We start from the raw sequence: 24,356 nt of genomic DNA on the forward strand, positions 1-24,356 counted from the left end.
GTCGCCCTCGGCGGGCGCCGGGCTGCTGCGACCCCCGTCTCACAGTCCGAGTACCGCCCGCATCACCGCCTTGGCGATCGGCGCGGCGTCACCGCCGCCGCTGATCTCGCCGCGGTCCGCCGAGGCGTCCTCCACCACCACCGCGACGGCCACCTTCGGCTCCAGATCGGCGTCGGCCTTGGCCCAGGACACGAACCAGGCATACGGCACACCGGCATTGCCGAGGCCGTGCTGCGCGGTGCCCGTCTTACCGCCCACGGTGGCACCCGCAATGGCCGCGTTGGTGCCGGTGCCGTCGCGGACCACGCCGGTCATCAGCTCCTTCATCCGCATGGCCGTCGCCGGGTTCATCGCCTGGCGCAGCGCACGGGGACCGGCGGTGCCCAGCGTCTCACCGCCCTTGCGGGTGGTCCGCTCCACCAGATACGGCGCCCGCACCTGCCCGCCGTTCGCGACGGCCGCCGCCACCATCGCCATCTGCAACGGCGTGGCCCGCGTGTTGTACTGGCCGATCGACGACAGCGCCAGCTGCGCCCTGTCCACCGAGGTGTCGAAGGTGCTCGGCGCGACCGAGAACGGGACCTTCAGATCGGTGTCGTTGAAACCGAAGGCCTGCGCCGTGGACACCATGTCCTCGACCCCGACGTCCACGCCCAGCTTCGCGAACACCGTGTTGCAGGACCACTCGAACGCGGCCCGCAGCGAGGCGTCCGCACAGCCCTCGCCCTCGTTCGTCAGGCGCGTCCGGGTGCCGGGCAGCGTGTACGGGTCCGGGGAGTCCGTCGGCCGGTCCAGGTCCTGGACCAGGCCGGCGTCCAGCGCCGCCGCCGCGGTGACCACCTTGAACGTGGAACCCGGCGGATAGGTCTGCCGCACGGCCCGGTTGAGCATCGGCTTGTCCGGGTCCCGGTTGAGCCGGGCCCAGGCCGACGTCACCGAGTCGTCGTTCCCGGACAGCACGGCCGGGTCGTACGACGGGCTGGACACCAGCGCCAGGATCCGGCCGGTCGACGGCTCCACGGCGGCCACCGCGCCCTTGCGCCCGCCGAGCCCCAGGTACGCCGCCTGCTGTGCGGCCCGGTCGAGCGTGGTGACGACGTTCCCCGGCTGGTTCCGGGCCCGGGTCACGTCGTTCCACAGCGGGAACGGTGCCAGCAGCGGATCGGAGCCCGAGAGGATGCCGTCCTCCGTGTGCTCCAGGAACGTCCTCCCGTACACCTGCGAGGCGAAGCCGGTGACCGGGGCGTACAACGGGCCGTTCGCGTACGTCCGTTCGTGGCGCAGCTGCTCCCCGGTGTCCCGGGATCCGGTCACCGGGGCGCCCTCGACCAGGATGTCGCCGCGGGGCTGGCCGTAACGGGCGATCGTGGCACGGCGGTTGGCCGGATTGTCGTCGTAGGCGGGGCCCTCGACGACCTGCACCCGGGCGGCGTTCACGAGGAGCGCCGCGAGCAGCAGCACGCAGAACACGGCGGCGTGGCGGATGTGCCGCGTCATCGGTCAGCCCACCGCTCTTCCGGGCGCCTGGCCGAGTCGCTGACCCGGATGAGCAGCGCGGTGATCGTCCAGTTGGTGACGACCGAGGAGCCGCCCTGCGCCAGGAACGGCATCGCCATGCCGGTCAGCGGGATCAGCCCGGTCACCCCGCCCGCGATGACGAACACCTGAAGCGCCACGAGCGAGGCCAGGCCGGTGGCGAGGAGCCGGCCGAAGGGATCGCACAGGGCGAGCCCGGTCCGGTAGCCGCGCTCCACCAGCAGCCCGTACAGCAGGAAGATCGCCGACAGTCCGGCGAGCCCCAGCTCCTCGCCCGCCGTCGCCAGGATGAAGTCCGACTTGGCCGCGAAGCCGATCAGCACGGAGTGGCCGAGGCCGAGGCCGCTGCCGAGAACACCGCCCGCGGCGAACGCGAACAGGGACTGCGCGAGCTGGTTGGGACCCTCACCCGCCTCGATCGTCGCGAACGGGTGCTGCCAGTCCTCGATCCTCGTGTGCACGTGCGGCTCAAGCCAGCCGACCACGACCGCGCCGAACATGGCCAGCAGCAGGCCCACCGCGATCCAGCCGGTGCGGCCGGTGGCGACGTACAGCAGGACCACGAACAGGCCGAAGAACAGCAGCGAGGTGCCGAGGTCGCGCTCCAGGACCAGGACGCCGACGCTGATCAGCCAGACGGTGACGATCGGGCCGAGGACCCGGCCGGTGGGCAGCTGCATGAACCAGACGCGGCGGCCCGCGTAGGCGAGCGCGCTGCGGTTGGCCGCCAGGTACGCGGCGAAGAACACCGCGAGCAGCACCTTCGCGAACTCGCCCGGCTGGATGGAGAATCCGGAGATCCGGACCCAGATGCGGGCGCCGTTCACCGCGGGGAACAGGATCGGCAGCATCAGCAGGCCTAGGGCCGCGGCGCCACTGACGTAGGCGTAGCGCTGGAGCACCCGGTGGTCGCGCAGCAGCACCACCACCACGATGAACAGCCCCACGCCGAGCGTGGACCACACGAGCTGGGCGGGCGCCGCCCGGTCACCGGGCGTCTCCAGGTCGAGCCGGTAGATCAGCACCAGGCCGAGGCCGTTGAGCAGCACGCCGATCGGCAGCAGCAGGCAGTCCGCTCCGGGCGCCCGGAGCCGGACCGCCGCATGCGCCAGCAGGGCGAGCACCCCGAGCCCGGCGCCGTAGCCGACGGCGCCGGGCGGTACGGCACCGGTGCGCGCGAGGCCGACGGCACAGTAGCCGTACACGCACAGCAGGACGGCCAGCACGATGAGGGCGAGTTCGATGCCGCGGCGCCGGGGGAGCGGTACGACGGGGGTGGGGGTTTCCGCCGCCGGCACGGCGGTTCCGGCCTTCGTCATGTCCGGAACCTACCCGTACCGGGGGGCTTGCGGGCTTTGGGTGTCAGCACCAGCGTGGCGCGGGCCCGATGTTGTCGATGTACCGGGCCGAGGCCCAGGCCCAGGTGCCGTCCGTGAGGAGGTACCACAGCGGGTTGCCGCGGACGTTGTCGCCGCGGACCGCGCAGCGGATCGAGACGATCTCGCCTCGCTGGAGGAAGCCGATCCGGAGACTGTCGCGGTCGGGCCGGGCGTGCAGCCACAGGCCGCTGTCCGCCGTGACCACGCCCCGGTAGTGGTGGTCCTCACCCGCATGGGACGCCGCGGCGGCGGGCGCGCCGGAGAACGCGCCGACCAGAGCACAGGCCGCGGCGCCCATGGCGAGACCGCGGACGAGGACGGAACGCAGGGCCATGAAAACCTCCGAGGGGAAACGAGAAGAAGTTCGACTGCTCGCCACGCTAGAAGCCCCCCTCCCCCCGGTCCCCCCACACTGACCCAACAGAACCAATCCACTACCCCCAGAGCCGCAACCAGCCACCCCCGCCAGGACCGCAGGGACCGGCGCGCCAAGCCACCCACGCCGCCCCCGCCAGGGCCGCGGGAAACGGCGCGACAAGCCACAAGCGCCCCGCACCCCGCACTCGACGCGCACCCCCGTGCCGCCCCCGTCAGGGGCGCGGGGAACGGCGCGAGAAGCCACATGCGGCCCGCATTCCGCACTCGACGCGCACCCCCGTGCCGCCCCCGTTCAGGGGCGCGGGGAACGGCGCGAGAAGCCACATGCGGCCCGCATTCCGCACTCGACGCGCACCCCCGTGCCGCCCCCGTTCAGGGGCGCGGGGAACGGCGCGAGAAGCCACCCACGCCCCGCACTCCGCATCCCACGCGCACCCCCGAGCCGCCCCGCCAGGGCCGCGGGGAACGGCGCAAGAAGCCACAAGCGCCCCGCACCCCGCACTCGCGACGCAGTCCCACGTCGGCCCTTGCCCCTGGCGTGCCCGCCTGTTCCCATGGTCGAGGGGTGATGCCGCATGAGCGGACTGCGCGTGGTGCCGGACCGGCGGCACGGCCGGGAGCGGCTGTACGTATGCCTCGTCGACGGCAGGAACGTCGCCTGGTACGACCGTGAGGCGGCCCGGGTCAACCTGCTCAGCGAGGACCGCAGGGAGGACGTACTGGAGGCCCTGGGCCCCTTCCTGACCGGCCCGGTGGCCGTGGGCCCGCCGCCCGTCCCCACGCCCGCGGAACTGGCCCGGCTCTCCCTGCACCCGGACGACGACCTGGCCCCCAACCGCCCCGGCGAGGCGCTGCTGGTGGCCCTCGACCGGGATCCCGGCCCGGCCCGGCGGCTGCGCCCGGACCCGCGGCGCCGGGCGCTGCTCGCCGAGCAGACCGTCGGCGAGGCCCTGGACGGGCTGGACGGCGCGGGCTGGCACGCCCTGCACTCCATCCCGCTGCCGGGCGGCGACCGCATCCACCACCTGCTGATCGGCCCCGGCGGACTGTTCGCCCTGCACAGCCTGTACGCCCGTAAGCAGCGCGTTCTGGTGACCGACCCGCTGGTCGCGCTGGGCCGCCGCGAGGCGCACCCGCTGCTGCGCCGTGTCCGCGCCGACGCCGACCGTGCCTCCTACGCGCTGACCGCCGAGGTCCGCCCGGTCCTGGCCCTCGCGGGCGCCGCGGAGGTCACCGTCACCGTCCCGCCGCGCGAGCTGCGCGTCCTGCGGGACACGGACGTGCCGGCGCTGTCCCGGCTGGGCGCGGTGCTGAAGCCGGCGGACGTGGAGGCCCTGCACGCGATGGCCCGCGACCGGAACACCTGGCTGCGGGTGTGAGGACCGGCGCGGCAGGCTGCCCCGCCGTATCCCGTCAGGGCAGTTCGGCCGCGTGCGCGCCGTCCAGGAGCGGGGCCATCAGGTCGCCGAAATCCTGCAACCGCGCCGCCATGTCCTGGGCCCGGAACACCAGCTGCCCCGCCTCCCGGCACTCCGCCACCTCCTCCCAGGTGACCGGTGCGGACACCGAAGGCTCGGTCCGGGCGCGCAGCGTGTAGGGCGTGGCCGTGGTCTTCCGCGCGGCGTTCTGGCTCCAGTCCACGAACACCTTCCCCGGCCGCAGGCTCCGGGTCATCCGGTGCACCACCAGCCGCGGCAGTGCCCGCTCCGCCGCCACGGCCACCTCCTTCGCGTACTCCGAGGCACGCTCCGATGAGGCCCCGCGCACCGCGGCCAGCAGATGCAGTCCCTTCGCCCCGGACGTCTTCGCGTGCGCGGCGATCCCGTCCGCCGCCAGCCGCTCCCGCAGCCACAGCGCGACCTCGCAGCAGTGCACGACCGTCGCCGGGGCCCCGGGGTCGAGGTCGAAGACCAGCCGGTCGGCCTGCGCGGGCGCCCCGACCGACCACTGGGGCGTGTGGAACTCGGTGACGAGGTTCGCCGCCCACATCAGCGAGGCCAGGTCCTGCACCAGCACCATCCGCGCGGGCCCCTCCGACCTGGGTACCTCGGCGGTCGTGACCCACTCGGGCGTACCCGGCGGCACGTTCTTGGTGAAGAACACCTGCCCGCCCGGCCCGTCCGGATAGCGCAGGAAGGACACCGGCCGGTCACGGAGGTGGGGGAGCAGGACGCGGGAAGTGGTCGCGTAGTAGTGCAGCAACTCGCCCTTGGTGAAGCCGGTCGCCGGATACAGCACCTTCTCCAGGTTGCTGAGCGCGACCCGTCGCCCCTCCACCTCGGTGATCGGCGTCATACGATGACAATCCCAGATATTCGCGGACACATCACCACGAACCGGATGGAAGGGTGCGGCACGTGCGATCCATATGGAACGGCGCCATCTCCTTCGGCCTCGTCAGCATCCCGATCAAGCTGGTGAACGCCACCGAGAGCCATGCGATCTCCTTCCGCCAGATCCACACCGAGGACGGCGGCCGCATCCGGTACCGCAAGTTCTGCGAACTGGAGGACCGCGAGGTGAGCGGTGCGGAGATCGGCAAGGCGTACGAGGACGCGGACGGCACGATCGTCCCGATCTCCGACGACGATCTCGCCCACCTGCCGATCCCGACCGCGCGCACGATCGACATCGTGGCCTTCGTACCGGCCGAACGGATCGATCCGCTCCAGATGGGCGCCGCGTACTATCTCGCGGCCGGCGGGGCGGCGGCCGCCAAGCCCTACACCCTGCTGCGCGAAGCGCTCAAACGCAGCAACAAGGTCGCCATCGCCAAGTACGCGCTGCGCGGCCGGGAGCGCCTCGGGATGCTGCGGGTGGTGGGCGAGGCCATCGCCATGCACGGCCTGCTGTGGCCGGACGAGGTGCGGGCCCCCGAGGGGGTCGCGCCGGAGACGGATGTCACGGTCCGTGACAAGGAACTCGATCTCGCGGACGCCCTGATGGACACGCTCGGCGAGGTCGACCTGGCCGATCTGCACGACGAGTACCAGGTGGCCCTTGAGGAGGTCATCGCCGCGAAGGCGGCCGGCGAGGAGCCTCCCGAGGTGCCCGCCCCGGCCGCGGGCGGCAAGGTGCTCGACCTGATGGCCGCGCTGGAGAACAGCGTCCGGGCCGCCAAGGAGTCCCGCGGCGAGGAGGAGGCGGAGCACGCCGAGGTCACCACGCTGCGCCGGTCCACCCGCGCGGCCCCCAAGGAGACCGGCGGCCGGAAGAAGACGGCGGCGAAGAAGACCACGGCCGCCGCGGGGAAGAAGACGGCCAAGTCCGCCCAGGCCAAGAAGACGGCGGCGAAGTCGGCCGCCAAGTCCGCCGACAGCGCGGCGGCGAAGAAGAGCACAGCCAAGAAGACGACGGCCAAGAAGTCCACCGCGTCCCGCAAACGCACGGCCTGACCGCGCCACCGGACGAACCACCGGCCCCGCGCCCGCTGCCCGTGCGGTGCGCGCCCGTGTTCCCCTGCGGCAGGAGACGGCGGTGCCGCAGGCCGACGCGGCTCTCCGGGCGTGGAGCCGGACCGCCCCCTGGGCGCGTGGTCGCTGCGGCCCTACGCCGCGCGCCCGGTCCCTCGACTGCCGCCGCCGAGGCCCCGGCGGGTGCGTGATCAGCGCGGAGCGCGCGGGCCGCTGCAGAATCCCGGCCAGGGCCTCCGAGACCGAGACGAGGTCACGCAGGGGGCAGCCGGACCGGCGGACCGTGCGGGCAGGGCGTGCGGCACGCCGGAACGGAATCCTCACGCGCCCACCGGCCCGCTCAGCAGGCCGTCCCGGAGCGCCACGGTCCGGCCGCTGTGCACGGCCACCGCCGGGTCGTGGGTGATGACCACGATCGTCGTGCCGGACCGGTGCAGCCGGTTCGGGAGCCGGAGGACGGACTTGTCGTCGTCGGCATCGTCGGCATCGTCGGCATCGTCGGGATCGGCGGGCGGGGCGGGCTGCGGCCCGAGGCTGCGGCCCTGGTCCCGTCGCCGAGCGGTCCCGCGGCCGTCGTCGTCGCCGTCGACCTGCCGAGCGTCCGCCGTCGCCGTGTCCGGGTTCCCGGTGGGCTCGTCGCACAGCAGCGGCGACGGGCGGCCCACCAGCGCGCGATGGCCACGCGCTGCCGCTCACCGCCGGGACAGCGTCGTGGGCAGCGCCCGGATCCGGTGGCCGAGGCCGACCTGCTCCAGCGCCTCCCGGGCGCGCGCCCGGCGTTCCCGGCGCGGCGTCCCCCGGTGGGTCAGGGCCGGCGCTTTCCCGCCACGGCCGGCGTTCAGGTGCCGCCTACACCCGCTGGTACTGCCCGAGGAACACCGGCGTCCCGCCCGTCACCCGCCACAGGAACAGCCCCGGGTTCATCTGCACGGTGCCGGTGTCCGACTGGAAGCCGATGGTCCTGGTGACACCCCGGAACGACAGGGACCGCAACCGGTGGACCAGGGTGCCGGTGTCCACCGGACCCGCCCTCACCGCGGTCAGCGCGCGGGCGACGAGACCGGCCGCGTCGTACGCCTCCGCCGCGCCCCGCCCCACCGCGCCGGCGCCGTACCGCCGCCGGTACGAACGGACAAACCCGGCGGCCGACTTCAGCCGCGCCGGGTCCACGAACGTCGCCGAGAAGACCCACCCCTCGGCCGCCGCGCCCGCCGCGTCCAGGAACACCGGGTCGAGCACCGGCTCGGTCGCGGCGGGTGTGCCGGTGAACCCGGCCGCCCGCAGCGCGCGGGCGCAGGCGGCGGCCCGCCGCGGCGAACCGCCGCAGTAGACCACCGCCTCGGCCCGGGCCGCCCGCGCTGCGACGGCACCGAAGTCGTCGGTGTCCGCGGCCACCGGGTACGTGGTGACCGACCCACCGGACGGCGGAGCCGCCGTCAGCGAGGTGGCGATCAGCCAGCTGTAGTCGCGGGTCGCCCGGTCGTCGACCAGGGCGGTACGGGTGACCGGCCTGACGCTGGTGAGATAGCGGACGAGTGGCGTGGCGATCGCGCCGTCGGACGGCCTGACCTGGAACACGGCCGGCTCCGTCACCGACACCGTGCTGTACAGGGCGTCGGAGCCCGCCCACGCGGTCACCATCGGCAAGAGGGCCTTGTTGTAGGCGTCCCGGGCCGCGAGCGCGGTCGCGTCGGACGTCGGTCCGACCACCGCGGACGCCGTTCCGTCCGCCACGAGCCGCCGGGCCAGTTCCCCGGCCCGGTCCGGGTCCCCGCGGTCGTCGAGCACGGTGAGGGCCAGGTCGAAGCCGCGGTCCGCGCGCGCGTTGTGCTGCTCGACCGCGAGCCGCACGCCCCGCTCGACGGCGGTGCCGAGCGCCTTGCCCCGGCCTGTCAGATCGGCCTGCACGGCGATCGTGCGCGAGGGCCGGTGACCGCTCGCGTCCGCCCCGCGGCGAGCGCCGAGGAGCCAGGCGGTGCCGCCGCCCGCGGCCAGGACGCCCGCCGCCGCGGAGCCGAGCACCAGGAAACGGCGGCGGCCGGACACGGTCCGCTCCCTGGCTGCCGTACCGGCCGGTGTCGCATCGTCCGGCGCGGGCCGCTCCGGCTCCGGCAGGTTCAGCACCTCGGCCGAACGCTCGGCGATGACCGCGGGCAGACCCGGTGGCAGCCAGTCGTCGGTGGCGAACTCCCCGAGATCCGCGCGCAGTTCGGGCACGGTCGGGCGGTCGGCCGGATTCTTGGCGAGGCAGCGGGCGAGCAGCGCGCGCAGCGCCTCGTCCGGGACGCCGCCGAGATCGGGCGCCTCGTGGAGGGTGCGGTACAGCACACTCGCCGCTGAGCCGCTACCGAACGGCGGCCGCCCGCAAGCCGCGTAGGCGAGCAGGCAGCCCAGCGAGAAGACGTCGCTCGGCGCGCCCACTTCCCCGTCGCGGACCCGGGCCTGCTCGGGCGAGAGATAACCGGGGGTGCCGACGATCACGTCGGTCGCGGTCAGCGCGGTGGCGCCGCTCGCGCGGGCGATGCCGAAGTCGATCAGCCGGGGGCCGTCCAGGGCCAGCAGTACGTTCCCGGGTTTGACGTCGCGGTGCACGAGCCCGGCCGCGTGGACGGCGGCGAGCGCGTCCGCGAGGCGGGCACCCAGCGCCCGCACCGTGTCCGCGGGCAGCGGCCCGTGCCCGCCGACCGTCTCGGCGAGCGAGGGACCGGGAACGAAGGCGGTGGCGATCCACGGCTCGGGGGCCTCCGGATCGGCGGCCGTCACCGGCGTCGTCCACCGGCCGTCGACCCGGGCCGCCGCGGCCGCCTCGCGGCGGAACCGGGCCCGGAAACCGGGATCGGCGGCGTGCTCGGCACGGATCACCTTGACGGCGGCCAGGGCCCCGCCCCCGGAGCGCGCCAGATACACCACGCCCATGCCGCCCGCCCCGATCCGGGCCAGCAGCCGGTACCCGCCGACCGACTCCGGGTCCGCGGCGGTCAGCGGCCGCATCGTCGCCCGCCCCCCGGCCGGCGCACCGTCACACCGTCCTCGGCTGCGGCGCCTTGTCCGGGGCCGGGCCCAGATAGTGGAACTCGCCGTCGATGACCTGGTGCACAAAACTGGCCGGCGTGGTCAGCACCGGCTGGCCCGCGCTCCTCTGGTCGAAGGCGAAGTCCCGGGTGATGCCGTGGTACGTGGCCTTCCGCAACGGGCCGATCAGCGCCTTGCGCGCCGGCCGTTTCCCGTTCGTCGCGACGAGCTGCCGGATCAGCAGCTTCGCCGCGTCGTAGCCCTCGGCGGCCCAGAAGCCGGGCGCGCGCCCGTACCGCGTGCGGAAGGCCTGCGCGAAGGAACGGACGCCGGCCGCGCCCGGCCCGATCGCGCCGGCCACCACCGTCCACCCGGCCGCGGCGGGCTCGGCGGCGAACCGGGCGTCGAGGGCGGGCTCGGCCGCGTACTTCGGCCCGGTGAAGTCCGCCAGCCCCCGCGCCGCCCGGATCGCCCCGTCGAGCGGGCCCGCGTACACGAACGCCTTGATGCCGGCGGAGCGCATCTGAGCCAGTACGGGGGTCAGATCGCCGGTGCCGGCCGGCACCACCCGCGGGTGCGTGGCGTCGCCGTACTGGCGGACGACCAAGTTGACCATCTGGATGGTCATCCAGGAGAGGTCCCCGCCGCTGCGGTCCAGCAGCACCCCGACCGGAGTCGCCGCGCTCGTCGCCTCCAACTGGTAGCCGAGGCTCATGGCGACCACGTTGTGCAGCGGCCGGCCGCGCACGAAGGAGCGGACGTTCTGCGCGAGGTTCTGCCCCGCGGACATGCCCAGCACGGGCAGCAGGGCCGCGTCGTAGACGGGCAGGGCGGCCTGCGTGGTGGCGTCCGTGCTGGACCCGATCACCGCCAGGACGTCCGGGTCGTCGACGAGCCGCTGGGCCGCCGCCGCGGCGCGCTCGGCCCGGCCCCCGTCGTCGGAGGTCGTCAGGTGCAGCGTGAACGGCCGGCCGAGGCGCGCGTTGAACTCCTCCACCGCGATCCGCGCCCCCTGCTCCTGCGCCCGCCCGGCCGCCTTCCCCGGGCCGCTCAGATCGGCCTGCACGCCGATCGCCCAGCCGGGCCCGGCCGATGTGTGCCTCCCGGTGCCGTCGTGCAGCGCGGCCCAGGCGGCGGCACCGCCGCCCATGGCGAGGACGGCCGCACCCCCCGAGGCGACCGCGAGGAACCCGCGCCGCGACGGGCCGCGGTCCCGCACCGGCCCCTCGATGATCGTGGCCCCGATCTCGGGCAGGGACAGCATCTCGGCCGACCGGTCGGCGACCATGCGGACGACGGCGGCGGGCAGCCAGTCGACGGTCCCCGACGGCACGTCCTCCACGAGCGCGGCGTCCAACTCCTCCGGAGCGGGCCGGCCGGCCGGGTCCTTGGCGAGGCAGCGCCGCAGCACGGCCGCCAACTCCTCGTCCTGCCGGTCCAGGCCGTCGAGATCGGGCTCGTCGTGCACGGTCCGGTAGAGCAAAGCGTCCACCGGGCCGCTGCCGAACGGCGGCCGGCCCGTCGCCGCGTACGCCAGCACACAGCCCAGCGAGAACACATCGCCGGCCGGGCCGACCCAGTCGCCGTCCCCCGCCGCCTGCTCGGGGGCGAGGAACCCGGGTGTGCCGACCACCAGTCCGGTCGCGGTCAGCCCGGTCGCGTCGAGGGAGCGGGCGATGCCGAAGTCGATCAGCCGGGGGCCGTCCGCGGCGAGCAGGATGTTGCCCGGCTTCACGTCCCGGTGCACGAGCCCCGCCCCGTGCACCGCGGCCAGCGCGCGGGCCAGCGTCTTGCCCAGCACCCGCACCGCCCGCACGGGCAGCGGGCCGTGCCGACCGACGGCCTCGGCGAGCGAGGGGCCGGGCTCGAAGACCGTGGCCAGCCAGGGCCGCGCGGCGTCCGGGTCGGCGCCGGTGACCTTGACCACCCAGGGGCCGTCCACGCGCCGGGCGGCGTCCGCCTCACGGCGAAAACGGGTACGGAAGTCGTCGTCCAGCGCGTACTCGGCCCTGATCACCTTCACGGCGGCGAGCGCCCCCGAGTCGGTCCGGCCCAGATAGACGACGCCCATGCCGCCCTCGCCGAGCCGGGCCAGCAGCCGGTGCCCGCCGACGAAGGACGGGTCGTCGGGGCGCAGCGAGCGGTCGATCACTTGCCGGCCCCCAGTTCGCCGCGCACCTTGGTCTCCATGGCGGCCACCGCCCGCGCCTGCGCGGCCAGCAGATCGCCCTGCGCGTAGCCCTTGCCGCCCTCGACGACCACGGCGATCGTCACCGGCCCGAGCCGGACCTGGTCCCAGAAGTAGGGCATGGCCCCCTTGCCGAGGGCGGGATTCACATACTCGCCCATCTCCAGCAGCACATCGTCGGCCGAGGTGTTCCCGTTCGTCCCGTAGCCGGAGCCGATCGAGTTCAGGCCGCTGATCCGCTCGGTGGCCCGCAGCTGCTGGTCGGGGCAGCGCAGCGCCTCCTCCAGGGTCTCGGCCATCTCCCCGTCGGCCTGGCCGGCGGTGCGGTGCACGGTGACGGTCGCGGCGGTGCGCACCTCGCCCCTGCCCCCGCCGGCCGGGAGCCGGGCATAGCGGGTGAGGCTGCCGAGCACATCGGCGGGGAGCGACGCCTGCCGCCAGACACAGTCGGAGCCCAGCACCGGCCAGTCGGCCGGATCGCTCTCGTACGGGGTGCGGCGCTCGTAGCCCGGCCCGTAACTGTCCGGACCGGCGGTGACGGTACGCAGCAGCCGCAGCGCCTGCGAGCGGGTCTCGGGCAGCCGCGCGGCATCGGCCCGGAACCGCGGATCGGCCGCGCCCGCACCCGACTGCCCGGCCTGTGCGCCGGCACCGGAGTCCGTGCCGGAGCCCGCCGAGGACGTACCGCCGTCGGCCGTGCCGGAGCCCGTCGAGCCGCCGCCCGTCGCGGCCGAGGTGGCGGCACCGGGACCGGCCCCGCTCCCCGATTCCCCCGAACACCCCGCCAGCAGTGCCAACGTCGCACAGACCAGCACCGCAGACCCCCGTCTTCCGCGCCTGAGCGCCCCTGCGTACGTCACAATCCTCCGTCCCGCGCCGCTTGCCCCGGCCCGCACACGACACCGCCCGGGGTGCGCGTGCATCGATCAACTCATCTTGGCGCATGGGGAGACGGGGATGTGACGTGCGGTGCATCGGGCCGGCAACAGGCGTGTAACCCTTGGACAGCAGATCTTCACAGCTGTTTCATGGGCTTCACAGGTGCCGCATCGAGCGTGATCGGCACCAACACAGGCCTGTGGGGGCACAGTTGAACACTGCACACCGTCAGAACACGGCACACCGTCCCAGACGCCTGGCGGCGACGCTGCTCGCCACCGCACTCGCGGGGGCCGGCCTGACCGTCGCCGTGGCACCCGCGGCACACGCGGCGGCCTCCGAGGCAGTGGTCAAACTGCCGATCTCGTCGTACTCGGCGCTCGCCGTCGACTCCGTGCACCAGCGCGTGTTCATCGCGGACAGCAACACCGACTACTACCTCAACAAGGGCACCATCGCCGTCTACGACTTCCAGGGCGGACACCTGGCCACGCTCCAGACCCCGGCCCATGTCTCGGGCCTTGCGCTCAGCGCCGACAGCGGCAAGCTCCACGCCGGACTGCGCGAGCAGATCCAGACGTACGACACCACCACCCTCGAACCGGCCGTCGTCGCCTCCACCTACACCGACACATGCGGACGCGAACTCGCCTTCTCGGGCGGCCAGTTGTACTTCACCACGCCCTACTCGCAGTACGTCGGCACGTGTGCCACCGCCTCGACCTACCTGGACGGCATCGTCGACGGCCTGCACACCCGCACCGGTTGGAACGACTACGGAAAACTCGAACTTGAGGCGGGCCCCGGCGACCGGATGCTGATGGGCCAGCCCCGCAACGACAAGGCGGCCAACCCCTTCCTCACGGTGTACGACACCCGCGACGGCGCCCTCGTACGCGGCGCCGCCCGCCGCTTCGCCGACGCCGCGGGCAACGGCGCGCTCGACCTGAAGGACATGGCGTTCTCCACCGACGGCAGCAAGGTCGCGGTCGCCGACGCCGGCCACGGCACCCGGCTGCTCAACACCGACGACCTGTCCGACACGGCGAACGCCTACCCGGCGCTCCCGGCCGGTGCCACCGCCAGCTCGGTCGCCTTCAGCGGCGACGGAAAGTACCTCGCCCGCGGCGCCGCCGCCACCGGCTCCACCCCCGACCTGCTGCTCCAGCCCGCCGACCCGGCCGATACGACGGCGCCGCTGGAGTTCGTCTTCGAGGGCAGCCTCGACGGCGACCGCGTCGCCCCGCGCGGCATGGAGTGGTCGGCCGACGGCTCCCGCCTCTTCGCGGTCACCACCAACGCGGTAGGCGGCCAGTTCTGGCTGCACATCATCCAGCCGCCGGCGGTGCAGTACGACACCCGTTTCACCGGCGGCCTCACGCACAGCCCGGCCCAGGCGGTCGCGGGCGAGCCGCTGGCCCTGCGCGGCAGCCTGGAGTCCGACGGACCCGCCCCCGGTACGCCGCTGAAGGTCACGGCGACCCGCACGGACGCGACCGGCACCCATGACCTGGGCACCGCCACCGTCAAGGCGGACGGCACCTTCACCGTCCTCGACGAGCCCGACCTCGTCGGCGACGCCACCTACACCGTGTCCTTCCCCGGCGACCTGACCCACCGCCCCGCCGAGGACATCACCCACACCGTCACCGTGGCAAAGGCGCCCACCTCGATCGCCCTCACCGCGCCGGACGAGGGGTCGCTGGACGCCGGGATCACCATCACCGGCACGTTCACCGCCCAGGGCAAGGCCCTGCCGGACCGCGCCGTACTGAAGGTCGAACGGACCGACCGGCTCGGCACCGGCACCCTGTCGTCGGTGACCGTCGCCGCGGACGGCACATTCACCGTCGAGGACATCCCGCGCACCCGGCGCGACGTGACCTACACGGTCAGCTGGCCCGGTGACGACCTGCACACACCCTCGACCGCGTCGGCAGCGATCCGCATCACACGCTGACCCCACCGATCCCGTCGGACATCGTCTCGGGCGCCCCACCGTGCAAGGGGCACCCGAGCCACCCCTTCGAACACCGACAGCCCCGCAACGGTGAGTAAATCAAGCCCACCCTGGACGCAGGCACCCGCGAGCCTCCCCCCGGAGGACCACAAGCCCCCACGGCCACCGGGACGACACCGACCCACCGCACACCCACGGGCCACTTCGACCTAGGCCCGCACCACCTCTACGAATTCTCCGCAACTCCTACAACTGCGCTCCGTTGGTACTACAGTCGCCCGTGTGCGGCTCGTCACATAGCGCTGTACATCAGGCAACTGGGGCAGGGGCGCTCGCACGCCCGGTCTGCGTTGTGTTGGGGGGCTTTATGTGTGAGATGGTCAAGGGTTCGAACGTGTCTCTGCCAGCCCTGAGCGAGAACGTCGGTTCGGTGATCGTCGGTCTGGGCTGGAGGAGCCCGACGGGCGAAGGGGATGCCGACGTATCCGTCCTGTTGCTGGACGCGAACGGCAAGGTCCGCAGCGACACGGACTTCTACTTCTACAACAACCCGGTCGCCGCTGACGGGAGCGTGCAGCTCCTGGGCAAGACACCGACGGCGGACGGCAGCGAGGACCGGATCAGCTTCGACCTGACCGCGGTCCCGCCCGAGATCGACCGCATCGTCGTGGCCGCCAGCCGGTACGAGCGCGCCCGCTTCGGAGAACTGGAAGGCGTGAGGCTGTCGTTGGCGGACGGCGGCGGTGAGGAACTGCTCCGCTTCTCCATCGACGGCGCCGACTCGATGAGCGCGATCATCTTCGGCGAACTGTACCGGCGTGGGCAGGAGTGGAAGTTCCGCGCGGTCGGCCAGGGCTACGACACGGGCCTCGCCGGCCTGGCGACGGACTTCGGGGTCGACATCGACGACGACGCGGTGGCAGAAGAGGCACCGGCCGGCGCCGCCGTTGACCAGCAGGCGGGGGCGACGGCACCGGCGTCAGCAGACGGACCGACACCAGCGGGGACCCTGGAGGCGGTCCCCGCACCTCGCCGGCCTGAGAGCGAGGCCGGGCAGACGAAGCCGACCGCACGACCGCGTACCGCGAAGAAGAAGGTCACCCTGCCCAAGGCGGTCAAGAAGACGCTGGCGGAGAACGAGTCGTGGAAAGAGGCCAGGCTCTTCCCCGTGTCGGTGCTCAAGAGCGACCGGGACCGTGAAATGCGAGCGACCTCGGTGCTGCTGTCGGTCATGGCGCAGGTACCGGAGTTCGGCAGGAGGCTCACCGCCGCGTTCGGGGCGCCGGCCGGTCGTATGGAAACCTTCACCGAAGTCACCCTTCCGCACGGTGACACCCCGCGACGCCCCGACGGGGTGATCCGAGTCGAGCGGGCCGGCAAGCTGTGGACGGCGCTGGTCGAGACGAAGACCAACGGCAATGCCCTCAAGGCCGATCAAGTACAGGCCTACGCGGACATCGCCGCGCGCCGTGGCTACGAGGCCGTGATCACCGTGTCGAACGACGTCGCGTTGGAGGGCAGCCCGCTCGTCGACGTGAAGATCGACGGACGGCGCAAGCACAAGGTGGCCCTCTGGCACCTGTCATGGGCCGAAGTCGCCCATCAGGCCCAGATGTTGATCCGGCACGAGGGCGTCGGCAATGCGGCACACGCATGGCTCCTCCAGGAACTGCTGCACTACGTGCAGCACGAGAACTCCGGCTGCCACGGATTCCAGAACATGGGCCCGGCCTGGGTTCCGGTACGCAACGGAATCGACGACGAGACCCTGTGCCAGGGAGACCCGCGCGCACTGGAGGTCGTCGAGAGCTGGGAACGGCTCATTCGCCAGGTCTGTCTCCGCCTGGGCGGTGAACTGGGGCAGAAGGTACTGCCCGTCCAACGCGCCAAACGCGGTACCGACCCAAGGACGCTGCGGGACCGCCTCGCCGATCAGCTTTGTCTCCAAGGCAAACTCGAAGCGAAGCTGCGCATCGAGGGCATGCCGGGCGTCCTGGCCACCGGCGCGGACCTGCGTACGGGCAAGCTCCGCACTTTCATCGAGATCCCCGCACCCGAGCAGGGCTACCCCCTGGCGTGGGCGAAGCGGCTCGTCCGCCGCCTGGCCGAGGCGCCGGCGGATCTCCACATCGAAACCCTCGTCGAAGGAGAAACGGGCGGCCCACGGGGAACGCTCGAACGGCTCCGCCCCGAGCCCGGGGACATGCTGCCCAAGGACAACGGCACCCAGATCATCGGCTTCCGCCTGTCCCTCTTCAAAAGCATGGGAAGCAGCCGCGGCAACGCGGAGTCCGGTTTCATCCGCAGCGTCGACGACGCGGTGCACCGCTTCTACACCACCGTGGTGGTCCACTTGGACGGCACGACCCCCCGTGGAGCACCCGCCAGAAAGACCGCGACGGCAAACTGAAACCCCCGATCCCCGAGCCCGCCCCGACCGAACGAGGATGCGGCGACGGCCCTCCGGCGGTCGGCGAGCGGTCGGCCGCGGACTCCGTCAGCCGGCGGTCGTCCTGGTCGTTTCGGACCGCGGGACGGGCGGGGCGGATTCGGCGCCGGAGTCGGCCGGGTCCGGCTGGGCCAGGGAGCCGGTGATGAGGAGGACGCCCAGGATGAGCAGCAGCGGCACGCACATGGCCGCCCGGTAGGAGACGGCCGCCCCGACGGCCCCGACCAGGGGCGGGCCGATCAGGAAGCCCACGTAGTTGAAGAGGTTGACGCGGGCCACGGCGGTGTCCACCGTCCCCGGCAGTCGCTGCGCACCGACCACGAAGAGCTGGGGCATGATCACGGACAACCCCGCGCCGAGCACGGCGAAACCGAGCGCACCGGTCACGGGTTCCGGTGCGGAGGCGATGACGGCGAACCCCACCGCGGAGAGCAGGACGCCCGCCCGTACTACGGCCACCGCTCCCCAGCGCTGCACCCAGCCGTCCCCGAGACCACGGCCCACCAGGGTGGCCGCCATGTAGAGGGCGTACGGCACGGTCGCCATCGCCTCCGAGCTGTGCAGGGTGTCCTCAAGGAACTTCGCGCTCCAGTTGGTGGCGGTGGAGTCGGCGATGACGGCCACGGTCATGATCAGGCAGAGCGGCAGCAGCGGCTTCCAGGGGACGCCGCGCGGGCGAGCGGGCCGCGGGGAGGAGGGCTGCGTGGACGAGGGCCGCGCGGCCGGTTCCGCCGTGGCACGGCCGCCGGCCGCCGTGTCCGGCCCGCCCGGCTGCCGGGTCAGACGCGGGCCGACCGACACCGCGAACGGCAGCAGCAGGGCGACCGAACCGGCGAAGAGGACGAGCAGGGAGAGGTGCCGGTGGGCTCCGGCCCAGGCGAGCAGGGCGCCGATGATGCCGCCGAGGCTGGCGGCACCGTGGAAGCCGAGCATGATGCTGCGGCCGTAGCCCCGCTGGATCCCGATGCCCGTCATGTTCAGGCTCGCCTCCATGGCACCCACCAGCAGCCCGAACACGCCGAGGCAGGCCACGAGTTGCCAGACGGCCTCGCCCGCCCCGACCCCGACAAGGCACAGACAGATCAGGGGCTGGAGCACGCGTACCACCACGGGAGCGGGAACCCGGCGCACCACACGCGAGACGGTGACGCTGCTGGCACCGGCCAGGACCGGCACGGCGGCGAGGAACAGCGGGAGCGCGGCGTCGCTGAGGCCGTACCGATCCTGGACCGCCGGGATGCGGGTGACCAGCAGGGCGAAGACCGCGCCGTGGACGAGAAAGACCAGGAGCAGCGCGGCGCGGGCCTGTCGCAGCCGTACCGTGATCTCCATGGCACCCCCTTCGGTGTTCGCCACCACTCACCCGAGGGCAGCGCCGGACGCGACCATAGGGACCGGCGCTGAAGCGCGACTTGAGCGGCAGGCAGAACGACGGCTTGAGGAGGCCGCTCGGGGCGGCGGCCCGGCCGACGGAGACTAGGCCCGGCCGACGGAGACTACGCACGGCCGACAGGCCCCGCCCCAAGTCCCCCTCGGCGGCGCCAGGACAGAGCGGCGCCAGGACAGGGCGGCGCCGCCCGCTGTTGCCCGCTCGGAAATGACGGCGGACCGGTGGGAAGCGCCAGTGCGCTGCGGATCGGCACGCCGACGCTGAGGCCGGTCTCGCCTTCGCCTGCCCGAGCCTGACATACCGGCGGGCTGGGGGCCACGGCGGTGGGCGCGTGACCCCGCCCCTCTGCACGGCGGATCAAGCCGGCACTGCCGCGAGAGCAATCACGCGGCCCAGCCGATCACACCGGTGACGTCGGCGTCGGAGATCCCCCGCCGGCGCTTGAGACCGCGGGCTTTCATCAACCCCATTCCTCTCCGGCACAGGAGCGCCCAGAGCCGGCAAGGGCCGGTCTGCCGCTCCTTGGCAGCACCGACGTCAAGCGGCAGCACCGACGTCAAGCAACCGTCCGAGCCAATGGCGTATCAGCAGCTGATGCTGTCGATGTACACATGGTCGAGGTTGGTGATCTTGATCCAGAGACTCGCCTTGCCCCGCCGGTCCGCGGTAGAGGTGGGCGCGCCCCAGTAGTGGTACTTCGTCACGCAGCCGCGGTAGGCGCGGAAGGCGTCGGTGTCGTAGTAATAGAAGTGCCACTTGGACTCGTCGTGGGCGGGCAGTTCCACGTCGGAGTTGTAGGCGAACCAGTAGTTGACGTTGTAGCTCTTGACGCAACCCAGCTTGTCGCCCTCTTCCGACGCGCCGTAACTGTCGGACCAGCAGTTCGTGATGCGAATGGGCATGCTGGAGTTGTTGGTGACCTCGCCTCCGCAACCCTGGGTGGTGCACGTGCCGGCGGACGCCGGAGCGGACATCCCGAGACCGAGAAGCGGGAGCGTGAGAGCCAACGTCGTGGAGCGCAGTGCCCACGTGCCGAATCTCTTAATGATCATCTTCTCTCCTTTGCCAGTGCGGTTGGCGTCGCCCGTGGTGCCGTTCGCGCCTCCCCCCGTCCCCACCGCCACCTGGATGTGAAGCGCGCGCCGGCGATTCGAAGTCCAGTACCAAGAGCTGCGCCATGGATACGGCAGCCCGGCGCGCTGTCGTCCCGTCGTCTCGTCGTCCTGTTGTGCTGCCGTGCTGCCGGGCTTCCGGAAAGGAGTCTGGTGAGTGACGGCGCAGGTCGCCATGCCTTTCAGCCCTGGCCAAAAGGTCCAGGTCAGGAGAGCGAGTTCTCCTGCGGCTCCCAGGGGGCGTACCGGGTACCGCAGTTGAACCCCGCCTCGCGATCGACGGGTTCGGCCCGTACCAAAGCGGCTGTGGTGAGCCCGCGGCAGGCGTCCTGCTGAAGATCTACGCGGTATCGACGGTCGAGCCGCCGAACTCGTAGTCGGCGGCCATAAGCTGATGGTCAGTCAAGTACGCACCCCCGAGCAGGCGGAAACCATGGGCAGTCTCACCGAGGACAACCTCAGGGCGCTGGCCGGTGCCCGTTCCTACGAGCGCGGGCTCGGATACCTGGACGCGGTGTCCGGGGTCGAGGTCGGTGACGGCCGGATCACCGCGACCGTTCACGGCACGGAGCGGTACGAGGCGGAGCTGACCCTGGAAGGGCCCGGCGGCCTGGCAGGCATGTGCGACTGCCCGTACGGCCTGGAAGGCAACTTCTGCAAGCACCTTGTGGCCCTCGGCCTGACGGCGCTCGCCCAACGGGAGAGCCTGCCGCGGCAGCGCAAGGCGGCGCGGGAGCGCGCGCAGGACCTCGACGGATGGCTGTCCGCCCTGTCAAAGGACGAGTTGCTCGCTCTGCTGCGGGAACAGATCGGCGAGGACCGGCAGTTGCGGCGGCGCCTGGAACTGCGGGCCGCGAGCGTCCGCGGGGACCTTGCCACGGTCCGGGCCCGCATCCGCGACCTGCTCGACATCGGCCCTTTCGCGCAGTACGGATACGTCGAGTACGCCGATGCCCGCGCCTACGCCGACCAGGCCAAGCAGGCCGTGTCCGCGATCGCCGGGCTCACCGGCTCGGGTCGGGCCGTCGAGGCGATCACTCTGGCTCGGGAGGCGATGCGGCTGCTGGCAGAGGCGGTGGAGAGCGTCGACGACTCCGACGGTCGGCTCGGGCAGATCGGCGCCGGCCTCGCCGATGCCCACCTCGATGCATGCCGTGCGGCGCGCCCCGACCCCGAGGAGCTGGCGTCCTGGTTGGTCGGCCATGCGCTCGGCGACATCGACGACGGCCTGACCGGCATCGATCCACTCGACTACGAGGACGTCCTCGGCAAAGAGGGAATGGCCGTCCTGCGGGAGTCGGCGGTCGAGGCATGGCGGCGCAACCGTACCGGCTGGGCCGAGAAGTACCTGATGGAACGCCTGGCCAAGGCGGGCGGCGATGTCGACGCGGTGATCGCCGTCCAGGCGGCCGATCTCGCGCCGAACGGCCACACGCACCTGGTCATCGCTCGTGAGCTGGATACCGCCCGGCGCTCGGACGAGGCCCTGTCCTGGGCGGAACGCGGCCTCCGGGAAACCCGGGACCTCGCCGCCGTCGACACCGCCCTCGTCGACGACCTCTGCGAGCGCTACGCGCGGACGGACCGGCTGTCGGACGCCCTCACCGTGCGCCGCGACCACTTCGGTGCCCGCCGCTCCCTGCGTGCCTACCAGCAGCTGAGGGCCGCCGCGCGGGCCGCGGACTGCTGGCCGGCCGAGCGCGAACGGGCGCTGGACCTGCTGCGCGCTGATGCGGAGCGGCGGAAGGCGGGCTGGTACGACGGCCCGGTCCTGGTCGACGCCCTGCTCGACGACAAGGACGTCGACGCCGCCTGGCAGGCCGCCACCCGGACCGGCGCCCATGACCGGCAGTGGCTCACCCTCGCCGATCAGGCGCGCGCCGGCCGTCCCGCCGACGCGCTCGCTGTCTACCTGCGGCTGGCCGAGCCGCTCGCCGAGCAGACCGGAAACTCGGTCTACGACCAGCTCGTCGACATCCTGCTGAGCATCCGAGACTGCCACCGCCGCCTGGGCACGCCCGACGAGTTCACCGCGTACGTCACGGCCCTGCGCACTGCCCAGAAACGCAAGCGGAACCTGATGCGCCGCATGGACGAACACGGTCTGTGAGGCCGGAGGGCGTCCGGGCCCCTACCGGCCGTCGTCCTGTTCGCTGTCGTCGCCCCACCAGGGTGCGCCGGGTCAGTGGAACACCACGGCGTGACCGCCGGCGATGCTCGACCGGCACGCCTGGCGGAGCTGGTCCCGGGCCCACTTCTCCGGGCCGAACGGGTCGTCGTCCGACAGGCCGATGGATGCGGCCTGGGCAGCGGGACCCGGATGCGAGGCATGTGCCTCGGTGAGGCGGATGCCCAACGTGGGCGCGAGGCTGTCCAGTTCGGCCAGGAGCCGATGGCTGGAGCCGACCATCCCGGCACCGGCGACCCCTGACTCCGGGGGCAGGAAGAGCGGATCGGCGAAGTCGACGGGGATGTAGTAGCCGGCGTTGTCCGCGTGGCACAGCAGGTGGGAGGCGAGCAGCGAGGTCTCGTCGTCGATCCTCGCAAGGTCACGGCGCCATGCCCCGCTGTCGGGGCGCGGGGCGGGAGCGACGGACTCGTCCTGCCCGGCGAGGACAAGGATGCGGCGCAGACGGGTCAGATGCCCGTACGGGAACCCGCCGGAGAAGGTGTGAGGGCTCGGCGGAGCGGTGATCTCCGGCTCCTCCCACTGGACGCCCTCGGCGCGCAGCGCCCGGCCGAGGCGGAGGAAGGCGCGGCGGTGGTGGTCGTACCCTTCCGGGTCGTTGCGCGCCTGGTCGTAAAGCAGCCCGACGGAGATCGAAAGTCCCATGACCTCGGAGCGTAGTGACCGGGTGTGACAATGCGGCGCCGGTTTCCCTGCCCGCTCATGTCCGGCCCGGCCCGGCGGGAAGCCGGCGAGCGAAACGCAGCACCTGGGACGCAGGCCCTCCACCCACCCCTTGCCGAGCGCAGAAGGGTTCATTGCCCCTTTGGCGCGTATCTGGGTCACACTCCCATATTTTATGACGTCGGTCACAGCGCTCCACCCACCAACCGGCGCACTTAGTAGAGGCGGCGTGGCGGACATCTGAGGATTTGTCCGTCTTGGCCTGCATTCGGATCCCGCCGTGCGTCCCGGGATTCCGCCCGGCCGGCCCGCACGCCCGTTGCCCCGTGGCGTAGCCCTTCTGACGCCGCGACAGCTTCCCCTCCTGCCGCCATATGCGGACCGAAGCCCCGCACACAGCCCTGCCGAGGTCCCGGGAACCTACGAGGCGACGTAGTGGCGAGACCCGTTGTGCTCCCTGTCGAGCCGTTCTAAGAATGACGACCCACAGGACGTTGCCGCAGTTCAGAACCGGTGCTCACGCAGAGTCGACCACGCACCGGGCGCTCGGCGTCACCGAGTGAGTAGGAGCCCCCCACATGAAGTCGTCCCGAACGTTCGCGAGACTCCTCGCCCTCGCTCTCGGCCTGGGTCTGGCCTCCGCGCTGGGCGCGGCGGTGCCGGCGAGCGCCCAGACGGCCGCCACCCCGTCCGCTGCCGCCAGTACCTCCGTGGAGCGGTACACCGGGTCGGTCGAGGAGACCGCGAACAACAAGGCGTTCATCGCGGCCGTGCTCAAGTCGGTCGCCGAGAAGCGCGCCGCCCAGCCGAACGCGCAGGCGGTGACCGTCTACTACAACGCCTCCCAGGCACCGAGCTTCCGTTCGCAGATATCGAGCGCGGCCTCGATCTGGAACAGCTCCGTGTCCAACGTCAAGCTCCAGCCGGCGTCGAGCGGTGCCGACTTCTCCTACTACGAGGGCAACGATCCGCGCGGGTCCTACGCCTCCACCAACGGCCACGGAAGCGGCTATATCTTCCTCGACTACGCCCAGATCCAGCAGAACGACTCGGTCCGCGTCGTCACCCACGAGACCGGGCACGTGCTGGGCCTGCCGGACGACTACAGCGGGCCGTGCAGTGAGCTGATGTCGGGCGCCGGCCCCGGCCCGTCCTGCACCAACCGCTACCCGAACGCCACCGAGCGCTCGCGTGTCGACCAGCTGTGGGCCACCGGGCCCGCGCAGAGCCCCTGGGCATGGTGAACCAGGCCCGCTGACCACCTGAGCGCGGCACCCCCGGTACGGACCGTGACACCGGACCACGGTCCGTACGTGCACTCGCCGGGCCGCGCGCGGCACTCACCCACCCCGCCCGCGACCGGCTGCCCTTCTTCAAGAACAGGGTCTCGTCCAGCACGAGCACCAACTCGTCGTACCCGGCAAGTCCTTGACCTTGTCCGGCTCTCGCTCGCCCATGATGTGGCACAGGGCCATTAGCCTCCGGTCCGTATGGGCTGGGGGCTTCGTCACGTACCAGCCGCACGCCCTCGGCTTCTGGTTGCTGGTAGCACCTGCCGCGTCGCGTTCCGTTTCGCCAGTGGTTGGCTGCCACATGCGTCTCGTCCGATTCGCGCTCTACGCATGTGCCGCCGAGCTGTCGACTCTGGCGTTATGGGGTTATTACAGGGGGAGCCGCGTCGACTGGATGGTGGGCGGTTACGCTGCCCGTACTGCAACGTCGTTCGATTAGTTGATCTTGGTCGGGTAGAGTCCCGGTCTCGTGCCGAATGATCATGTTGCTGGTGGGAGCTACGCGGAGCGGGTGCGG

General features: G+C 72.4%; 16 protein-coding genes and 1 pseudogene. 6 read left to right on the forward strand and 11 right to left on the reverse strand.

Annotated elements, in window-relative coordinates; translation table 11 throughout:
- Positions 1-39 precede the first annotated feature (39 nt).
- Genes ACFYTE_RS38235 through ACFYTE_RS38245 form a run of 3 tightly spaced genes read right to left on the reverse strand, consistent with a single transcriptional unit; the run spans position 40 to position 3,249 of the window.
- A complete protein-coding gene (locus ACFYTE_RS38235; RefSeq protein WP_388720937.1) occupies positions 40-1,497 on the reverse strand; it encodes a penicillin-binding transpeptidase domain-containing protein in 1,458 nt (485 codons plus the stop codon).
- Positions 1,494-2,855, reverse strand: coding sequence for an FtsW/RodA/SpoVE family cell cycle protein (locus tag ACFYTE_RS38240; RefSeq protein WP_388720939.1), 1,362 nt, complete (start codon positions 2,853-2,855; stop codon positions 1,494-1,496). The genes ACFYTE_RS38235 and ACFYTE_RS38240 overlap by 4 nt, the downstream gene beginning before the upstream one ends.
- Positions 2,856-2,898: 43 nt before the next feature.
- Complete coding sequence (locus ACFYTE_RS38245; protein WP_388720942.1) at positions 2,899-3,249, reverse strand: SH3 domain-containing protein; 351 nt, start codon at positions 3,247-3,249, stop codon at positions 2,899-2,901.
- Between the two features lie 619 nt (positions 3,250-3,868).
- Between ACFYTE_RS38245 and ACFYTE_RS38250 the strand changes: the two genes are divergently transcribed.
- Complete coding sequence (locus ACFYTE_RS38250) at positions 3,869-4,672, forward strand: nuclease-related domain-containing protein (protein ID WP_388720945.1); 804 nt, start codon at positions 3,869-3,871, stop codon at positions 4,670-4,672.
- A gap of 34 nt (positions 4,673-4,706) precedes the next feature.
- Here the strand turns inward: ACFYTE_RS38250 and ligD are convergent, their stop codons facing one another.
- Entirely contained in the window at positions 4,707-5,588 is an 882-nt protein-coding gene (gene ligD, locus ACFYTE_RS38255; RefSeq protein ID WP_388720948.1) for a non-homologous end-joining DNA ligase, read from the reverse strand.
- Positions 5,589-5,641: 53 nt separating this feature from the next.
- Here ligD and ACFYTE_RS38260 point away from each other — a divergent pair, with 53 nt between their 5' ends.
- The gene (locus ACFYTE_RS38260) at positions 5,642-6,688 is read left to right on the forward strand and encodes a Ku protein (protein WP_388720951.1); all 1,047 of its coding nucleotides are present in this window, start codon (positions 5,642-5,644) and stop codon (positions 6,686-6,688) included.
- A 617-nt stretch (positions 6,689-7,305) separates the two neighbouring features.
- On the opposite strand, the pseudogene ACFYTE_RS38265 reads toward ACFYTE_RS38260, so the two are convergent.
- From ACFYTE_RS38265 to ACFYTE_RS38280, 4 genes and pseudogenes are all read right to left on the reverse strand, one after another.
- Positions 7,306-7,506, reverse strand: a pseudogene (locus ACFYTE_RS38265) (ATP-binding cassette domain-containing protein); the annotation flags it as partial.
- Positions 7,507-7,555: 49 nt separating this feature from the next.
- The gene (locus tag ACFYTE_RS38270) at positions 7,556-9,697 is read right to left on the reverse strand and encodes a bifunctional serine/threonine-protein kinase/ABC transporter substrate-binding protein (RefSeq protein WP_388720954.1); all 2,142 of its coding nucleotides are present in this window, start codon (positions 9,695-9,697) and stop codon (positions 7,556-7,558) included.
- 28 nt (positions 9,698-9,725) lie between these two features.
- Positions 9,726-11,870 carry an ABC transporter substrate-binding protein gene (locus ACFYTE_RS38275; RefSeq protein ID WP_388720957.1) on the reverse strand — a complete coding sequence of 715 codons (2,145 nt, stop codon included), beginning with the start codon at positions 11,868-11,870 and terminating at the stop codon, positions 9,726-9,728.
- A complete protein-coding gene (locus ACFYTE_RS38280) occupies positions 11,867-12,721 on the reverse strand; it encodes a hypothetical protein (RefSeq protein WP_388720960.1) in 855 nt (284 codons plus the stop codon). The genes ACFYTE_RS38275 and ACFYTE_RS38280 overlap by 4 nt, the downstream gene beginning before the upstream one ends.
- A 275-nt stretch (positions 12,722-12,996) precedes the next feature.
- Here ACFYTE_RS38280 and ACFYTE_RS38285 point away from each other — a divergent pair, with 275 nt between their 5' ends.
- Positions 12,997-14,745 (forward strand): Ig-like domain repeat protein, encoded by a 1,749-nt coding sequence (locus tag ACFYTE_RS38285; RefSeq protein WP_388720963.1) that lies wholly within the window; start codon positions 12,997-12,999, stop codon positions 14,743-14,745.
- A 367-nt stretch (positions 14,746-15,112) separates the two neighbouring features.
- A complete protein-coding gene (locus tag ACFYTE_RS38290) occupies positions 15,113-17,155 on the forward strand; it encodes a TerD family protein (RefSeq protein WP_388720965.1) in 2,043 nt (680 codons plus the stop codon).
- 87 nt (positions 17,156-17,242) lie between these two features.
- Here ACFYTE_RS38290 and ACFYTE_RS38295 read toward each other — a convergent pair whose 3' ends face one another.
- Together ACFYTE_RS38295 and ACFYTE_RS38300 are read right to left on the reverse strand one after the other, a co-directional pair.
- Positions 17,243-18,526, reverse strand: a complete 1,284-nt coding sequence (locus ACFYTE_RS38295; RefSeq protein ID WP_388720968.1) for an MFS transporter — start codon at positions 18,524-18,526, stop codon at positions 17,243-17,245.
- A gap of 642 nt (positions 18,527-19,168) precedes the next feature.
- The gene (locus ACFYTE_RS38300; RefSeq protein WP_388720971.1) at positions 19,169-19,636 is read right to left on the reverse strand and encodes a hypothetical protein; all 468 of its coding nucleotides are present in this window, start codon (positions 19,634-19,636) and stop codon (positions 19,169-19,171) included.
- A gap of 493 nt (positions 19,637-20,129) precedes the next feature.
- Between ACFYTE_RS38300 and ACFYTE_RS38305 the strand changes: the two genes are divergently transcribed.
- The gene (locus tag ACFYTE_RS38305; RefSeq protein WP_388720985.1) at positions 20,130-21,806 is read left to right on the forward strand and encodes an SWIM zinc finger domain-containing protein; all 1,677 of its coding nucleotides are present in this window, start codon (positions 20,130-20,132) and stop codon (positions 21,804-21,806) included.
- Between the two features lie 72 nt (positions 21,807-21,878).
- Here ACFYTE_RS38305 and ACFYTE_RS38310 read toward each other — a convergent pair whose 3' ends face one another.
- A complete protein-coding gene (locus tag ACFYTE_RS38310; protein ID WP_388720973.1) occupies positions 21,879-22,529 on the reverse strand; it encodes a hypothetical protein in 651 nt (216 codons plus the stop codon).
- Positions 22,530-23,125: 596 nt separating this feature from the next.
- On the opposite strand from ACFYTE_RS38310, the gene snpA reads away from it, so the two are divergent.
- Entirely contained in the window at positions 23,126-23,791 is a 666-nt protein-coding gene (gene snpA, locus ACFYTE_RS38315) for a snapalysin (RefSeq protein WP_388720976.1), read from the forward strand.
- The last annotated feature ends 565 nt before the right edge of the window (positions 23,792-24,356 follow it).

It is taken from the genome of Streptomyces sp. NPDC004629 (genome assembly GCF_042873595.1).
Lineage (GTDB): Bacteria > Actinomycetota > Actinomycetes > Streptomycetales > Streptomycetaceae > Streptomyces.

What these genes read in the sequence shown, in the direction of transcription:
- ACFYTE_RS38235 (WP_388720937.1), bottom strand. Translation starts at nt 1,497, where the DNA reads ATGACGCGGCACATCCGCCACGCCGCCGTGTTCTGCGTGCTGCTGCTC.
- ACFYTE_RS38240 (WP_388720939.1), bottom strand. Translation starts at nt 2,855, where the DNA reads ATGACGAAGGCCGGAACCGCCGTGCCGGCGGCGGAAACCCCCACCCCC.
- ACFYTE_RS38245 (WP_388720942.1), bottom strand. Translation starts at nt 3,249, where the DNA reads ATGGCCCTGCGTTCCGTCCTCGTCCGCGGTCTCGCCATGGGCGCCGCG.
- ACFYTE_RS38250 (WP_388720945.1), top strand. Translation starts at nt 3,869, where the DNA reads ATGAGCGGACTGCGCGTGGTGCCGGACCGGCGGCACGGCCGGGAGCGG.
- ligD (WP_388720948.1), bottom strand. Translation starts at nt 5,588, where the DNA reads ATGACGCCGATCACCGAGGTGGAGGGGCGACGGGTCGCGCTCAGCAAC.
- ACFYTE_RS38270 (WP_388720954.1), bottom strand. Translation starts at nt 9,697, where the DNA reads ATGCGGCCGCTGACCGCCGCGGACCCGGAGTCGGTCGGCGGGTACCGG.
- ACFYTE_RS38290 (WP_388720965.1), top strand. Translation starts at nt 15,113, where the DNA reads ATGTGTGAGATGGTCAAGGGTTCGAACGTGTCTCTGCCAGCCCTGAGC.
- ACFYTE_RS38295 (WP_388720968.1), bottom strand. Translation starts at nt 18,526, where the DNA reads ATGGAGATCACGGTACGGCTGCGACAGGCCCGCGCCGCGCTGCTCCTG.
- ACFYTE_RS38300 (WP_388720971.1), bottom strand. Translation starts at nt 19,636, where the DNA reads ATGATCATTAAGAGATTCGGCACGTGGGCACTGCGCTCCACGACGTTG.
- ACFYTE_RS38305 (WP_388720985.1), top strand. Translation starts at nt 20,130, where the DNA reads ATGGGCAGTCTCACCGAGGACAACCTCAGGGCGCTGGCCGGTGCCCGT.
- ACFYTE_RS38310 (WP_388720973.1), bottom strand. Translation starts at nt 22,529, where the DNA reads ATGGGACTTTCGATCTCCGTCGGGCTGCTTTACGACCAGGCGCGCAAC.
- snpA (WP_388720976.1), top strand. Translation starts at nt 23,126, where the DNA reads ATGAAGTCGTCCCGAACGTTCGCGAGACTCCTCGCCCTCGCTCTCGGC.